The 14,047-nt window shown below is 65.8% G+C and carries 13 protein-coding genes; 5 read left to right on the forward strand and 8 right to left on the reverse strand.

Annotated elements, in window-relative coordinates; genetic code table 11:
- Positions 1-62: 62 nt before the first annotated feature.
- A complete protein-coding gene (gene glpK / locus P2869_RS01875; RefSeq protein ID WP_277598031.1) occupies positions 63-1,562 on the reverse strand; it encodes a glycerol kinase GlpK in 1,500 nt (499 codons plus the stop codon).
- Between the two features lie 152 nt (positions 1,563-1,714).
- Positions 1,715-3,244: a glycerol-3-phosphate dehydrogenase gene (glpD, locus tag P2869_RS01880; RefSeq protein ID WP_277597303.1), complete on the reverse strand. Its 1,530-nt coding sequence runs from the start codon at positions 3,242-3,244 to the stop codon at positions 1,715-1,717.
- A gap of 292 nt (positions 3,245-3,536) precedes the next feature.
- On the opposite strand from glpD, the gene P2869_RS01885 reads away from it, so the two are divergent.
- On the forward strand, positions 3,537-3,899 hold the full coding sequence (locus P2869_RS01885) for a hypothetical protein (protein ID WP_277598032.1): 363 nt from the start codon (positions 3,537-3,539) through the stop codon (positions 3,897-3,899).
- 260 nt (positions 3,900-4,159) lie between these two features.
- Here P2869_RS01885 and P2869_RS01890 read toward each other — a convergent pair whose 3' ends face one another.
- Complete coding sequence (locus P2869_RS01890) at positions 4,160-4,357, reverse strand: hypothetical protein (RefSeq protein WP_017772738.1); 198 nt, start codon at positions 4,355-4,357, stop codon at positions 4,160-4,162.
- A 127-nt stretch (positions 4,358-4,484) separates the two neighbouring features.
- Between P2869_RS01890 and P2869_RS01895 the strand changes: the two genes are divergently transcribed.
- A complete protein-coding gene (locus P2869_RS01895; protein WP_277597304.1) occupies positions 4,485-4,670 on the forward strand; it encodes a hypothetical protein in 186 nt (61 codons plus the stop codon).
- Positions 4,671-4,753: 83 nt separating this feature from the next.
- On the opposite strand, the gene P2869_RS01900 is transcribed toward P2869_RS01895, so the two are convergent.
- On the reverse strand, positions 4,754-5,533 hold the full coding sequence (locus P2869_RS01900; RefSeq protein ID WP_017772739.1) for a DeoR/GlpR family DNA-binding transcription regulator: 780 nt from the start codon (positions 5,531-5,533) through the stop codon (positions 4,754-4,756).
- 202 nt (positions 5,534-5,735) lie between these two features.
- On the opposite strand from P2869_RS01900, the gene P2869_RS01905 reads away from it, so the two are divergent.
- The 3 genes from P2869_RS01905 to P2869_RS01915 all read left to right on the forward strand — a co-directional run bounded on the left by P2869_RS01905 (position 5,736) and on the right by P2869_RS01915 (position 9,066).
- Entirely contained in the window at positions 5,736-7,373 is a 1,638-nt protein-coding gene (locus tag P2869_RS01905) for a gamma-glutamyltransferase family protein (RefSeq protein WP_277597305.1), read from the forward strand.
- 282 nt (positions 7,374-7,655) lie between these two features.
- Positions 7,656-8,489, forward strand: a complete 834-nt coding sequence (locus tag P2869_RS01910) for a ferritin-like domain-containing protein (RefSeq protein WP_277597306.1) — start codon at positions 7,656-7,658, stop codon at positions 8,487-8,489.
- Between the two features lie 58 nt (positions 8,490-8,547).
- The gene (locus P2869_RS01915; protein WP_277597307.1) at positions 8,548-9,066 is read left to right on the forward strand and encodes a hypothetical protein; all 519 of its coding nucleotides are present in this window, start codon (positions 8,548-8,550) and stop codon (positions 9,064-9,066) included.
- Between the two features lie 85 nt (positions 9,067-9,151).
- Here the strand turns inward: P2869_RS01915 and P2869_RS01920 are convergent, their stop codons facing one another.
- The 4 genes from P2869_RS01920 to P2869_RS01935 form a co-directional block, all read right to left on the reverse strand.
- On the reverse strand, positions 9,152-10,765 hold the full coding sequence (locus tag P2869_RS01920; protein WP_277597308.1) for a DEAD/DEAH box helicase: 1,614 nt from the start codon (positions 10,763-10,765) through the stop codon (positions 9,152-9,154).
- A gap of 314 nt (positions 10,766-11,079) precedes the next feature.
- Positions 11,080-11,700 carry a hemolysin III family protein gene (locus tag P2869_RS01925; protein WP_017772744.1) on the reverse strand — a complete coding sequence of 207 codons (621 nt, stop codon included), beginning with the start codon at positions 11,698-11,700 and terminating at the stop codon, positions 11,080-11,082.
- Positions 11,701-11,880: 180 nt separating this feature from the next.
- Entirely contained in the window at positions 11,881-13,176 is a 1,296-nt protein-coding gene (locus P2869_RS01930) for a cytochrome c (RefSeq protein ID WP_017772745.1), read from the reverse strand.
- 21 nt (positions 13,177-13,197) lie between these two features.
- Positions 13,198-13,932 (reverse strand): c-type cytochrome, encoded by a 735-nt coding sequence (locus tag P2869_RS01935; RefSeq protein WP_042299509.1) that lies wholly within the window; start codon positions 13,930-13,932, stop codon positions 13,198-13,200.
- Positions 13,933-14,047: the final 115 nt, after the last annotated feature.

The following is a 14,047-nucleotide window of genomic DNA, read 5'->3' on the forward strand; positions in this document are numbered from 1 at the left end:
CGAGCCGGTCGTGCTCGCGATGCAGCCAGCGCGCAGCGGGAAGCTGCGTCAGACGAGGGGGATCAGGGCGCGTCGGCCCAGGCCTTCGCGGCGCGCACGGCGCGCTGCCAGCCGTCGAGGCACTGCTTGACGTCGCGCGGCTCCATGGCGGGCGAGAAGCGGCGATCGAGCTGCCATTGCTGCTGCAACTCGCCCACGTCCTTCCAGTAGCCCACGGCGAGGCCTGCCAGATAGGCGGCGCCGAGCGCCGTGGTTTCGCTCACTTGCGGACGGACCGCATCCACGCCGAGCATGTCGGCCTGGAACTGCATCAGCAGATTGTTGGCGCAGGCGCCACCGTCCACGCGCAACTCGCCGATGCGGATGCCCGAGTCGGCTTCCATGGCCTTCAGCACGTCGACGGACTGATACGCGATGGAGTCGAGCGCCGCGCGCGCGATATGCGCCGACGTGGTGCCGCGCGTGATGCCGAAGAGCGTGCCGCGCGCGCGGGCATTCCAGTGCGGCGCGCCGAGTCCGGCGAATGCGGGCACGAGATAGACGCCGTCGCAATGCGGCACGCTGCGCGCGAGGCTTTCGATTTCAGCGGCGCTCTTGATGATGCCGAGCCCATCGCGCAGCCATTGCACCACGGCGCCCGCGATGAAGATGCTGCCTTCCAGCGCGTAGTTGATCTGGTCGCCGATCTGCCAGGCGATGGTCGTGACGAGGTTGTTCTTCGACTCGATCGGCTTGCTGCCCGTGTTCATGACGAGGAAGCAGCCTGTGCCGTAGGTGTTCTTCACCATGCCCGATTCCGTGCACATCTGGCCGAAGAGCGCGGCGTGCTGGTCGCCGGCAATGCCGCCAATCGGAATCTTCGAGGCGAACACGGTGGTCACGGTCGGACCGTACACCTCGGACGACGGACGCACCTCGGGCAACATGCTGCGCGGAATGTCGAGCGCTTCGAGCAGTTCGTCGTCCCACTTCAACGTATGGATGTTGAAGAGCATGGTGCGCGACGCGTTGGTGACGTCGGTGATGTGCAGGTTGTGCTTCGTGAAGTTCCACACGAGCCAGCTATCCACGGTGCCGAACGCGAGACGCCCTTGCCTGGCCTTTTCGCGCGCGCCTTCCACGTTGTCCAGAATCCAGCGGATTTTCGTGGCGGAGAAGTAGGCGTCGATAGGCAAACCGGTCTTCGCGCGCACCTTCTCTTCGAGCCCCTGCGCTTTCAGCTGGTCGCAGAAGTCGGCGGTGCGGCGGTCTTGCCAGACGATGGCGTTGTAGATGGGGTGACCCGTCTCGCGGTCCCACACGATGGTGGTCTCACGCTGGTTCGTGATGCCGATGCCGGCAATCGACGTGCCGTTCAGGCCGGCGCGCGTCACCGCTTCGGCCGCGACACCGGCCTGGGTCGACCAGATTTCCTGGGGATCGTGCTCCACCCAGCCGGGCTTCGGGTAGATCTGCTGGAATTCCTTTTGCGCCGTGGAAACGATGTTTCCCTGACGGTCGAACAGAATGGCGCGCGAGCTGGTTGTGCCCTGGTCGAGTGCGAGGATGTACCGGTCCGTCATGTGTCTCTTCTCCATGCGTTTTCGTGAATCGCGAGCGGGGACTCGCGACGGGAAAAGCCTGTTGTTCTGCGTACCGCTCGGCGGCGGTCCGATTACTGAATGACTGCATTACTGGCCGGTCGACTGCGCGCGCCGGCCTCAAGCCTTAGACCTCACGCCGCCCGTGCCGCCGGCTCTTGCGCGAACCATGCGTCGATGTCGGCCGTGACTGCGGCGAGCGTGCCCGGCTCCACGTGCAGGCCCAGCTTCGAGCGGCGCCACAGCACGTCCTGCGCGCTGCGCGCCCATTCGACGTCGCGCAGATAGCGCAGTTCGGCTTCGTAGAGCCCCGGCGCGAAGGCGCGGCCCAGCTCGGCAAGCGAGTGCGCATGGCCGACCACGTTCGTCGCGCGCGTGCCGTAGGCGCGCGCGTAGCGCCGCGCGAGATCGGCGGGCAGCCATGCGTGCTCGCGCTGAAAGCGTGCGAGGAAACCTTCGAAGTTCGCGCGTTCGATGTCGCCGCCCGGCAGCGGCGCACCCGCGGTCCAGGTCGGCGCTTGCTGGCCAAGTGCACCCGCGAGCGTATCGACGGCCTCTTCGGCCAGCTTGCGAAACGTCGTGATCTTGCCGCCGAACACCGAGAGCAAGGGCGCCGTGCCTTCGGGCGCGTCGAGTTCGAGCTTGTAGTCGCGCGTGACGGCCGACGGGTTGTCGGCGTTTTCGTCTTCCAGCAGCGGACGCACGCCCGAGTAGGTCCAGCAGACATCCGCCGGCGCAATGTGGCGCTTGAAATAGCGGTTGATCGAGTCGCAGAGGTACTGCACTTCGTTCGCGTCGATGGTCACGCGTGCCGGGTCGTCGCGATATTCGATGTCGGTCGTGCCGATCAGCGTGAACTCGCGCTCGTACGGAATCGCGAAAATGATCCGCTTGTCCGGGTTCTGGAAGATGTAGGCGTGGTCGTGATCGAAAAGGCGCCGCGTGACGATGTGGCTGCCTTTCACGAGCCGCACGCTGTGCTGCGCGCCGCGGCCCAGCGCGCCGTGCAGCAGTTCGGCCACCCACGGGCCGGCGGCATTGGCGATGGCGCCGGCGCGCACGTCGAAGGAGGTGCCGTCGGTACGTTGCAGTTTCGCGTGCCACTCGTTGCCCGCGCGCACGGCGCTTACGAGCTTCGTGCGCGTCATGACGCGTGCGCCGTGTTCGCTCGCGTCGAGCGCGTTGAGCACGACGAGGCGGGCGTCGTCTACCCAGCCGTCCGAATACACGAAGCCGCGCCGGATCGAGTCGACGAGCGGCGCGCCCGCAGGATGCCGGCGCATGTCGATGCCGCGCGAGCCGGGCAGCAGTTCGCGCCTTGCGAGGTGATCGTAGAGGAAGAGACCGGCGCGGATCAGCCAGGCCGGGCGCAGATCCGGCATGTGCGGCATGACGAAGCGCAGGGGCCACATGATGTGCGGCGCCGCGCGCAGCAGCGTTTCGCGCTCCTGCAGCGCTTTGCGCACGAGTCCGAACTCGCGGTACTCCAGATAGCGCAGGCCGCCGTGGATCAGCTTCGTGCTGGCCGACGAGGTGTGCGCGGCGAGGTCGTCCTGTTCGCAGAGCAGTACCGAAAAGCCGCGGCCCGCGGCGTCGCGCGCGATGCCCGCGCCGTTGATGCCGCCGCCTACGACGAGCAGATCGAACCTTGATCCTTGCGTCACCTGCTGTGTCTCCGCGTGAGGGCCGGCGCTGCAATCGGACGATCGCCGGCGGGCCGGATGCCTGTTAGATGGGGATGAAACGAAAAGCTATCGAACCGATAGTTTTCGTTTTCGAACTTTAGTGAACAAATTCGAAAATGTAAAGTTCGAATCTGATGAATCCTGCCCTGCCGGTGGCACGCCGGGGCGCGAGCGGCGATACTCGGTGCCGTAGCCGCGCCTCGCCGTGTGGGAGGCCGCGAACCACGAGCAAAGGAGGATTGAGGTGAAGACGATCTGGGCAATGGCGGGAATGGTGGGCGCCGCGGCGCTGCTGAGCGGGTGCATCAGCCCCTCGGCGGACGTGGCGGGCGGGTGGGGCGCGCCGTCGCTCGCGTCATTGCAGGAGATGTGCGGCGCGCCGTCCACCGATTACGGCAACGACGCGCAACCGGTCTACTCGACGCTGCTGGACGCTTATGTGGCGAGCCGGCACCGCCGCATCTCGAAGGACGAATACTGCGCGTTCCAGACGCTCATCGCGCAGCGCTACGCGACGCTGGCCGCGAGCGGCGATCCGAAGCTGCGCAACCAATGGGTGATGTTCTTCAACGATCAGCGGGCCAACGCGCTCAGCTGGCGCGCGGCCGTGGACCCGACGCTGCGGGCGGGGTGAGCCGAAGGATAGATGAGGGCCTGGACGCAAAAAAAGTCACGCGACCTCGAAGCGCGCGGGCCGCGTGACTGTCATTGCAGGCGCACGTGCGCACTGACTGTCGTGCGCCTGCGTCGGGGAAGGCCGTGCAGCAAACCGGCATCTGGGCAGGAAGCCACTGCACGGATTCGAAAAGGGACTACCGGCTCGCAGGTCACCCGCCGGCCACACGCAGGGCGACCGGCAAGGCGGTGCGGGCGAAGCCCGCGCCAGCCAGCAGATCAGGAAAGACGCTTGATGGCGCGTAGCGCGGTATCGCCCGTTTCCGTGAGACGCCACCGCTGGTTGCCTGAAGCGAGCTTTTCGAGCTGAACGAGTTGTCGCTCGAGCAGCGCGTCCAGTTCTTCGCGCTCCATGTCGAGCTGGTTCGGAGCGTCCTTCACGAGCAGTAGCGTGGCGAATTCATGCGGGCTCAGCATCGTCGTCCTCTCCAGTGGGCCGGACCCGGCAGTCTCGCCGCGGCAACAGCCGGGGGCGAGGTGAACGGATACGGCGGAAGGCTTCGGCAGTGCCGCTGTCCGGCGTGAGAGCCGGGCGGGTGGGCCAATGCGCAACGCGCATGGCCGCATGGCGGCGGGGAACTGGAGTGTAGTCAACCGCACACTGTTGTACAAACCGTGCCCTGAAAATTTTCCCTTTGACAACTCGGCCATCGACAAGCGGTTTGGTCGCGCGGGCAAATCCTTGATTTCACTCGAAGTATTGCGTGCGGTGCAGCAAGCGCTCAAGTGAGCCGGCGCGCTGCGCAGTGGCTCACGTCGGCATTGGCGCATTTTGCCTGGGTGACGTGCTCACCTCGGTGCTCACTTCGGTGCTCACTTCGCCACGTACACCTGGGTGCCGGTCTGCGTGAGCGTCTCGGTCATGTCGGCGGGCGGGGCTTCGTCGGTGAAAAGGGCGTGGACCTGGCTCAGGTGGCCCTGGCGCACGAGCGCCGGGCGGCCGAACTTCGAATGGTCGGTCACGAGGAAGACCGTGCGCGCATGCGACATGATGGCTTCGGCCACGCGCACCTCGCGCGTGTCGAAGTCGCGCAGCGTGCCGTCGGTCTCGATTCCCGAGGTGCCGATGATCGCGAAGTCCACCTTGAACTGGCGGATGAAGTCGATGGCTAGCTCCCCCACGATCCCCTTGTCCCACGGGCGCACGATACCGCCTGTGATCAGCACCTCGCAGTCCGGGTAGCCGCTCATCATGCTGGCCACGTTGAGGTTGTTCGTGATGACGCGCAGGCCGCGATGACGGTTCAGCGCGCGCGCCACTTCCTCGGTCGTGGTGCCCAGGTTGATGAAGAGCGACGCCTGGTCGGGAATGTGCGTGGCGGCGAGCGCGGCGATGCGGCGTTTTTCCTCGTGGAACATGCGCTGGCGCGCGGTGTAGGAGACGTTCTCCGAACTCGTGGGCAGGGTGGCGCCGCCGTGGTATCGCCGCAGGAGGTTCAGGTCGGCGAGCCAGTTGACGTCGCGCCGGATGGTTTGCGGCGTGACGTCGAAATGCGCCGCCAGGTCGTCCACGGTGACGAAGCCGTCGCGCTGCACCCATTCGAGCAGTTCCTGTTGGCGTGCGTTCAGGGTGAGGCGGGGGTCTCGTGTCATGGTGTCTGTGCCGGTGGCGCGTACAGGCGCATCTCGTTGTTGTGCGGGTCGGCGTATTTTAAGACTTCCCCGCCTTGCGTCGGATTCAGATGCAACCCGCATTTATTCATGCCATAAATGAATTTGCGCTTTGAACGGCTTCACGCTGCAATGTTCGGTTTCGCTGCTCCGCCTTCCGCCACCTGGTCACACTGGAAACAACATGACACGCTTTAACTGGCACAACCCCTATCCCACGCCCCGTCTGCCTGTGTTCGCCCGCAACATCGTGTCCACCTCGCATCCGCTGGCCGCGCAGGCCGGACTGCGCATGCTGTGGAAAGGCGGCAATGCGGTGGACGCGGCGATTGCCGCCGCAGCCGCCATTACCGTGGTCGAGCCCGTTTCTTGCGGCCTGGGCGGCGATGCCTTTGCGCTGGTCTGGGATGGCGCCAGGCTGCATGGCCTCAATGCGTCGGGTGTGGCGCCGGCCGCGTGGAACGTCGATTACTTCCGGCGCCGCTACGGCGAGGAAAACGGCCTTGCGATGCAACCCAAGCGCGGCTGGGACGCCGTGACGGTGCCCGGCGTGATTGCCGGCTGGGAGGCGTTGCACGCGAAGTTCGGCTCCCTGCCGTTCGCGGACCTCATGGAGCCCGCCATCGAGATTGCCGAGCGCGGCCATGCGGTGGCGAGCATCGTCGCCTACAAATGGGCGGCCGCAGTGCCGGAGCTCAAAGATCAGCCCGGTTTTGCCGCCGCGTTCATGCCGCACGGCCGCGCGCCCGAGGTGAGCGAACTCGTGCGTTTTCCCGGCCACGCGAAGACCTTGCGCATGCTGGCGGCGCAAGGCCCGCGCGCCTACTACGAGGGCGAGATCGCCGAACGGATCGCCGCGTTCGCGCGCGAGGGCGGCGGCGCGCTGACGCTGGACGACCTGCGCAACTACCGCGCCGACTGGGTCGAGCCCATTTCCAAAGACTATCGCGGTTACACCGTGCACGAAATTCCGCCGAACGGCCAGGGCATCGCGGCGTTGATCGCGCTCGGCATCCTCGCCCAGTTCGACTTGAGCGCGATCCAGGTGGACAGCGTCGAGTCGCAGCATCTGCAGATCGAAGCCATGAAGCTCGCGTTCGCCGACGTGTACCGCTACGTGGCGGACCCGCGTTCCATGGAGGTCACGCCGCAGCAGATGCTCGACGACGCGTATCTCGCCGGGCGTGCGAAGCTGATCGACCCGAAGCGCGCGACGCAGTTCGACTTCGGCATGCCGAAGGCGGGCGGCACGATCTACCTCAGCGCCGCCGACGAGCGCGGCATGATGGTGAGCTTCATCCAGTCGAACTACATGGGCTTCGGGTCGGGCATCGTGGTGCCGGACATGGGCATCTCGATGCAGAACCGCGGCTGTGGATTCTCGATGGACCCGAAGTCGCCGAACGTCGTGGAAGGTGGCAAGCGGCCGTTCCACACCATCATCCCGGCGTTCCTCACGCAGCGCGTGGAAGGCCGTGAGGAAGCGGTGATGAGCTTCGGCGTGATGGGCGGCGACATGCAGCCGCAGGGGCACCTGCAGTCCATCGTGCGGATGCTCGACTACGGCCAGCAGCCGCAGGCTGCGTGCGACGCGCCGCGCTGGAAGGTGAACCGCGACTTCACGCTCGACGTCGAAGCCACGCTCGACCCCGCCTGCGCCCGCGCGCTCGAAGCACGTGGCCATACGATCAAGTCCGTCGACGACCCGTACATGGATTTCGGCTCCGGCCAGTACATCTGGCGTCTCGACCGCAACGAGCCGGAGCGCGGCTACGTCGCCGCGAGCGACAGCCGCCGCGACGGCCTCGCCGCCGGGTTCTGAGTTCGGGAGCGGGCCCGAGGCCGAAAGCCAGGGCCGGGCCCGCTCTCCACAGAGAAACCTTCTCCATTACAACGGAATATTTCAAACAGCTTCTTGCCGGAACTGCCGTGCGTAGGTACGGTCTGTGCTCTTTAACTGCAGATTCGCGAAACAACAGCTAAGATGCAGCATGAAAGGGTATGACGTTTCAATGACGTTTCACCGGCGGAAGCGGACCACCGTGCGAACCAACCCGGTGGCGTTTGTGCTCTTCTGCCGGTGTCGCCTTGGGAGCACGAAACAATGCGCACTGACATTGAACCTCGCCATGTAATGACCTGGCGTATCGAAGACATCGACCTCTCCCGTATAGACCGACAGCGTGCCGCTGCCAACGAAGACCTGCTGCTGCTGTTGTGTGCGGCCTCGTTCATCGAGAGCGGCACCGACCTCTACACGCGCAACCTGAGTTTGTTCTTCGACGACGACCCGGAAGTCTCGGCGTGGCTCAACAACGAATGGGAGCACGAAGAGCTCCAGCACGGCCGCGCGCTGAAGACCTACATCGCGCACGTGTGGCCGGAGTTCGACTGGGACACCGCGTTCCACAACTTCTTCGACGAATACTCGAAGACCTGCAGCGTCGAGGAATTCGAGAAGACGCGGGCGCTGGAAATGGTGGCGCGCTGCGTCGTGGAAACGGGCACCGCCACGCTGTATCGCGCGATCAACGAGTGTTCGGACGAGCCCGTGCTCAAAGAGATCACGGACAACATCCGCACCGACGAAGTGCGCCACTACAAGCACTTTTTCAAGTACTTCAAGAAGTACAACAAGATCGAGGGTAACGGCCGGCTTGCCGTGCTCGGCGCGCTGTTGCGCCGGGTCATGGAGATCAAGAACGAGGACTCGGAGATCGCGCTGCGCCACGTCTTTGCGATTCGCTATCCCGAGCGCGTGCACGACTCCGCCTATAACCGCGAGCGTTCGGCGCGCGTGAACGCGCTCGTGCGGCGCAATCTGTCTGCGGACATGTGCGTGAAGATGCTGCTCAAGCCGCTGGAGCTGCCCGCGAAAATCCAGCCCGGCGTGCATTACCCGCTCGCCAAGATCACGCAGCACGTGTTCTTCCGATGAGGGCTGCTTGCCTCGGGCGGGGCGTTTATCGGCAGGCGAGGCAACGCGGCACGGCATCATGAGCGACCCGACTACGCGCAACAACGCGCTGCAACAGCAGACCTTCGATGTCTGGCCGGATGCGCTGCGTGCGCTCTTCGACGGTACGTTGCTCGCCGGCAAGGTCGGGTTCACGGCATCGCTCGTGACCCTCGGCGAGGGCGGACGTCCGCGCACGGCGTTGCTGGGTATCGGAGAACTCTACGCGCCGGGGCCGCGCACGCTTTGCCTCGCATTGTGGCCGCAGTCGCGGGCAGCGCAAGCGCTGGCCGTGCGAGGCACTGCCGCGCTCACGTTCGTGTACGAGGGCGCCTTCTATCAGGCGCAGCTCGATGTCGAGCCCATGCAACGCGCAAGCGAAGCCGCACTGCCACTGGCCTGTTTCAAGGGCACGCTTGCCGCGGGCGAAGTGCAGCGCGTGAACTATGCGCGGCTCACGAGCGGGATTCGTTTCGAACTCGAAGAAGGGATGCGGGAAGCGGCGTTGCGCCGCTGGGAAGAACAGATCGCGCTGCTCAGGCGCGCATCGGAACGATAGAGCGCTGGACGCATGACATGGCGTCCAGCGCGTTCAGCAACGCGCCGCGGTCGGCGCGTGCGTCACGACATCACACCGTAGACGATCAACGATTGCCCGAGGCGTTGCCGCGTGCCTTGCCGCCGAGCAACGCGCCGGGGTTGCCTTGCGGCTTGCGCGAACCGCGCGCGGCGCCGCCGTCTTGATCGCGGCGGGGTGCGTCCTTGCGAGCGTTGCCGGCGCCGTATCCGTTCGATCCGCCATGCCCTTGCTTGACGGGCTTGGCGGTATGCGGTTCCTGCGTGCGCGCGTGGCCGCTGCTGTTCCCGTTGGCGCGTGCGTCGCTCTGTCCATTCGCGCCCTGGCCGCTTCGGCCCGTGCCGCCCTGTGCGTTGCCGCGCGGATGCGCGGCGCCCTTTTGCGCGGGCTTGGCAGCGGGCGCGGCTCCGCGCGGCGCTTCTCGTGCAGCTTCCCGCTTCGGCGCGCGCGGTGCGCCGCCTTGCGGCCGCGCTTGTCCGTCGCGCGGCTGGGAACGTCCGCCGCCCTGGCCGCGGCGCAGGATAGGTTCCGGCTTCGCGTCCGGATCCGGCTCGAAGCCGGGAATCACTTCCTGCGGCACCGGGCGCTTGATGAGCCGCTCGATGTCCTTCAGCAACTGCAACTCGTCCACGCAGACGAGCGACACCGCCTCGCCCGTCGCGCCCGCGCGCCCCGTGCGGCCGATACGGTGGACGTAATCTTCCGGCACGTTGGGCAGGTCGAAGTTGACGACGTGCGGCAACTGATCGATGTCGATGCCGCGTGCCGCGATGTCTGTCGCGACCAGCACCTGGAGCGTGCCGTCCTTGAACTCGGCCAGCGCCCGCGTGCGCGCGGACTGACTCTTGTTGCCGTGAATGGCCAGCGCGGTGATGCCGTCCTTCGTGAGCTGTTCCGCGAGGCGGTTCGCGCCGTGCTTCGTGCGCGTGAACACGAGCACCTGGAACCAGTTGTGTTGGCGGATCAGGTGCGTGAGCAGTTCGCGCTTGCGATCGCGGTCCACGGGGTGCACCTTCTGCGCGACCGTTTCCGCGGTCGTATTGCGACGCGCGACTTCGATCAGCGCGGGCGAGTCGAGCAGATTGTCGGCGAGCGCCTTGATCTCGTCGGAGAAGGTGGCCGAGAACAGCAGGTTCTGGCGCTTCGCGGGCAGCTTCGCGAGCACGCGCTTGATGTCGTGGATGAAGCCCATGTCGAGCATGCGGTCGGCCTCGTCGAGCACGAGGATCTCGAGATGCGAGACGTCGATCGTCTTCTGCTGCATGTGATCGAGCAGGCGGCCCGGCGTGGCCACGACGATATCGACGCCACGCCTGAGCGCATCGATCTGCGGATTGATGCCGACGCCGCCGAACATCACCGTCGACTTCAGCTTCAGATACTTGCCGTAGGCGCGCACGCTCTCTTCGACCTGAGCCGCGAGTTCGCGCGTCGGCGTGAGGATCAGCGCGCGCACGACGCGTTTGCCGCCGGGCGCGGGCGGCATGGTGGAAAGGCGCTGCAGGATGGGCAGCGTAAAGCCGGCCGTCTTGCCGGTGCCGGTCTGTGCGCCGGCGAGCAGGTCGCCGCCGCCGAGTACGGCCGGAATGGCCTGGGTCTGGATCGGAGTGGGCGACGTATAGCCGAGTTCGTGTACGGCGCGGACGAGCGGTTCGGACAAGCCGAGAGAATCGAAAGACATAAACACCTGTTTGCAATGCAGTGACGCGAAGGGCGACGCGCGCAGCGTCTCGCATGACAGCCGCGCGTCGCCGCGGCACAGCTCGTTCAGCCCTGAATACGGTCTGAACGAGGCTGTGGCGGCGTGCGCGGTGGCATGCCTTGTCGTGCGCGGCGATGCGTAAAAGCACCCGCCCTTCGCGGTAAAAACCGGGCGGCACGCCAGTGCGCGTGCCGAAGAAGTCGACGGCCTATCGAGACACGTCGGCTGGCTTTAAGTTGCATCGCGCTGCCGCTGACACTGCGGCGGCCGCGCGAGGGTTGGGCCGTGGCGCCTTACGCGACGTAGCGCGCGACGCTCACGAACTGGCAGAGGCTGCCGGCGAGGACGAACAGATGCCAGATTCCGTGTCCGTGCCGGATGCGCTCGTCGTTGATGAAGAAGTAGATCCCAAGGCTGTATATCACACCGCCGGCCACGAGCCATGCGGTCCCGCCGGCCGGCAGGGCATGCACGAGCGGCTTGACTGCGACGAGCGCAAGCCATCCCATCGCCACATACAGCACCATCGATACGGCCCGCGTGCGCCGTCCGAGCGTCAGCTCCTGCACGATGCCGAGCGCGGCGAGCCCCCAGCTTACGCCGAACAGCGACCAGCCCCACGGCCCGCGCAGCGTGACGAGCGTGAATGGCGTGTAGCTGCCCGCGATCAGCAGGTAGATGGCCGAGTGATCGCACTTTTGCAGTACCGCCTTGAGCTTCGGTCCGCGCGCCACGTGGTACAGCGTGGAAATGGTGTAGAGCGCGACGAGCATCGCGCCGTACACGCTGAAGCTGACGATCTTGTACGCGTCGCCGTCCACTGCGCCCATCGTGACGAGCGTTGCCAGTCCGGCGGCGGAGAGTACGGCGCCGACGAGGTGCGTAATGCTGTTGAAACGCTCGCCGGTGTGCATGCTGGTTCCTTCTTCCTTTCTGTGATGGCTGCAGACCTTACGCGCCAATGGTTCCGGTGCGGCGGACCGCTGTTCCACGGTCCGTAATGCATCAAACAAGCCCCACAAAAAACAGGGGGCGCCGCCTGCGATATCCGCCGGCCGCGCCCCCGGGTACTGCGATTGGCGTCAGCGCGTCGCTCAGTCGAGCGGCGCCGAACGCAGATCGGCAACCTGCTGCGGCGACACCGGCGCGCCCTTGTTACCCCAGGACATGCGGATGTAGGTAACCACCGCGGCTACTTCCTGATTCGACAGCGCCTGCGCGAACGGCGGCATCCCATACGGCTTCGGATTGACCGACGTGCTCGGCGGATAGCCGCCGTTGAGCACCATGCGGATCGGGTTGACCGCCGACTGCATCTGGATCGACTGGTTGTTCGCGAGCGGCGGGAACGCAGGCGGTTTGCCAAGACCGTTCTCCGCGTGGCACTTCGCACACTGGTCGTTGTAGATCTTCTTGCCTTGCTCCAACAGTTCGCTGCCGTACGCTTGCGACGTTTCCAGCTGGAGCGGTTCCGGCGCTTCGCTCTTCTGCGGGATCGTCTTCAGGTACGTGGACATGGCGTGAATGTCGTCGTCCGAGAGGTACTGCAAGCTGTTGTGCACGACTTCGGCCATCGGACCGAACACGGCGCCGCGCTGCGACACGCCGGTCTTCAGCAGGTCGGCGACGTCCTTGATGTCCCAGGCGCCGAGGCCGCCTTCACTCGACGTGAGCGAAGGCGCATACCAGTTCTGCAGCGGAATCAGGCCGCCTGCGAACGCCGCCGAGTTCACCGGACCGCCCATCATGTTGATGGAGGTGTGGCACATGCCGCAGTGGCCGAGGCCTTCGACCAGATACGCGCCGCGGTTCCATTCCACCGAGCGGGTCGGGTCCGGCTTGTATTCGCCTTCGCGGAAGAAGAGCGTGCGCCAGCCGATCAGCAGGTTACGGTTGTTGAACGGGAACTTGAGCTCATGCGGACGGCTCGGCACGGAAACCGGCGGCACCGAACGCAGGTAAGCGTAGATGGCGTCCGAATCCGCGCGCGAAACCTTCGTGTAGCTCGTGAACGGGAACGCCGGATAGAGCAGGCTGCCGTCCTTCGAGCGGCCCGTGTGCATGGCGCGGTAGAAGTCGTCAGAACTCCACTTGCCGATACCGTACTGGTCGTCGGGCGTGATGTTGGGCGTGTAGAGCGTGCCGAACGGCGTGGCCATTGGCAGGCCGCCTGCGAACTGCTTGCCGCCGCGCACCGTGTGGCAGGCGATACAGTCGCCCGCGCGGGCCAGGTACTCGCCCTTCTTGATGAGCTCGGCCTGATCGGCCGGCGTGGCGGCAACGGCGACGCCGTTGTGCAGATTGTCGCCGCCGGACCACAGCACCGGGACGAGTGCCGCGGCCGCCACGGCGACCACAGCGGAAAGTGCGAACAGGGACTTGCGTTTCATTTGGTTGTCTCTCCCGGCGCCTTATTGCGGTTCGCTGCCGCACGCGAGCGGCGTCTTCATCGAGCGGGCCGGAGCCGGAACGGGGTTTTGCGGAGCCGGCTGCGTGGAGAGCCACGCGGCCACGGCGTTCACGTCTTCATCCGAAAGGCGCGTTGCAATGGTGTGCATGCAGTCCGGCGCCACGGCATGACGCGAGCCCGAGCGCCATGCGCCCAGCTGCGCGCTGATGTAGTCGGAGTGCAGGCCGACGAGACCCGGAATGGCGGGCTCCATGCCGGTCAGCGCCTTGCCGTGGCATGCCGCGCAGGCCGGAATCTGCTTGCCGGCGTCGCCGTTCAGCACGATCTGGCGGCCGCGTTCGAGCGTCGAGGCGGGCACAGTCGGCTTTGCAGGCGTCGGGTACGGCGGACGCTGCTGGGAGAAGTACGTCGCGATCTCGTGGAGGTAGTCGTCCGAGAGATACGTGACGAGGTAATTCATGGGCGGATACTTCCGGCGGCCTTCGCGGAAGTTCTGCAGCTGGTTGTACAGATACTGGGCCGGCTTGCCCGCGAGGCGCGGGAAGTAGTCGTTGTCGGTACCCTGGCCATGCGAGCCGTGGCACGCCGTGCAGCCTTGCACGCGAGCTTCCATCGTATCGGGGGCTTTGGGCTGGGTCGTCTGCGCATTCGCAGCACTGTAGACGCCTGCCGTGCCGGCCAGCAGAAGGGCGACGAGCGGGCGGAAAATGCGTCTTGAAGACACGCGTAACTCCATCAAGGGCGGGAACCTGACCGAGCTTCGATTGGCTCGGAATGAAGGCTGCGCGCGCCAGATGAAAGACGGCGGCGCTGCGGCGACGCAGCATTCTATCATCGATGGGTGAAGGTGA

The sequence above is a fragment of the Paraburkholderia sp. SUR17 genome (assembly GCF_029536165.1).
In the GTDB taxonomy this organism is placed as follows: Bacteria; Pseudomonadota; Gammaproteobacteria; order Burkholderiales; family Burkholderiaceae; genus Paraburkholderia; species Paraburkholderia kururiensis.

Bases quoted from the DNA above. Each gene is read 5' to 3' on its own strand.
- glpK (WP_277598031.1), bottom strand. From the start codon at position 1,562: ATGACGGACCGGTACATCCTCGCACTCGACCAGGGCACAACCAGCTCG.
- P2869_RS01885 (WP_277598032.1), top strand. From the start codon at position 3,537: ATGGTGGGCGCCGCGGCGCTGCTGAGCGGGTGCATCAGCCCCTCGGCG.
- P2869_RS01890 (WP_017772738.1), bottom strand. From the start codon at position 4,357: ATGCTGAGCCCGCATGAATTCGCCACGCTACTGCTCGTGAAGGACGCT.
- P2869_RS01895 (WP_277597304.1), top strand. From the start codon at position 4,485: ATGCGCAACGCGCATGGCCGCATGGCGGCGGGGAACTGGAGTGTAGTC.
- P2869_RS01900 (WP_017772739.1), bottom strand. From the start codon at position 5,533: ATGACACGAGACCCCCGCCTCACCCTGAACGCACGCCAACAGGAACTG.
- P2869_RS01905 (WP_277597305.1), top strand. From the start codon at position 5,736: ATGACACGCTTTAACTGGCACAACCCCTATCCCACGCCCCGTCTGCCT.
- P2869_RS01910 (WP_277597306.1), top strand. From the start codon at position 7,656: ATGCGCACTGACATTGAACCTCGCCATGTAATGACCTGGCGTATCGAA.
- P2869_RS01915 (WP_277597307.1), top strand. From the start codon at position 8,548: ATGAGCGACCCGACTACGCGCAACAACGCGCTGCAACAGCAGACCTTC.
- P2869_RS01920 (WP_277597308.1), bottom strand. From the start codon at position 10,765: ATGTCTTTCGATTCTCTCGGCTTGTCCGAACCGCTCGTCCGCGCCGTA.
- P2869_RS01925 (WP_017772744.1), bottom strand. From the start codon at position 11,700: ATGCACACCGGCGAGCGTTTCAACAGCATTACGCACCTCGTCGGCGCC.
- P2869_RS01930 (WP_017772745.1), bottom strand. From the start codon at position 13,176: ATGAAACGCAAGTCCCTGTTCGCACTTTCCGCTGTGGTCGCCGTGGCG.
- P2869_RS01935 (WP_042299509.1), bottom strand. From the start codon at position 13,932: ATGGAGTTACGCGTGTCTTCAAGACGCATTTTCCGCCCGCTCGTCGCC.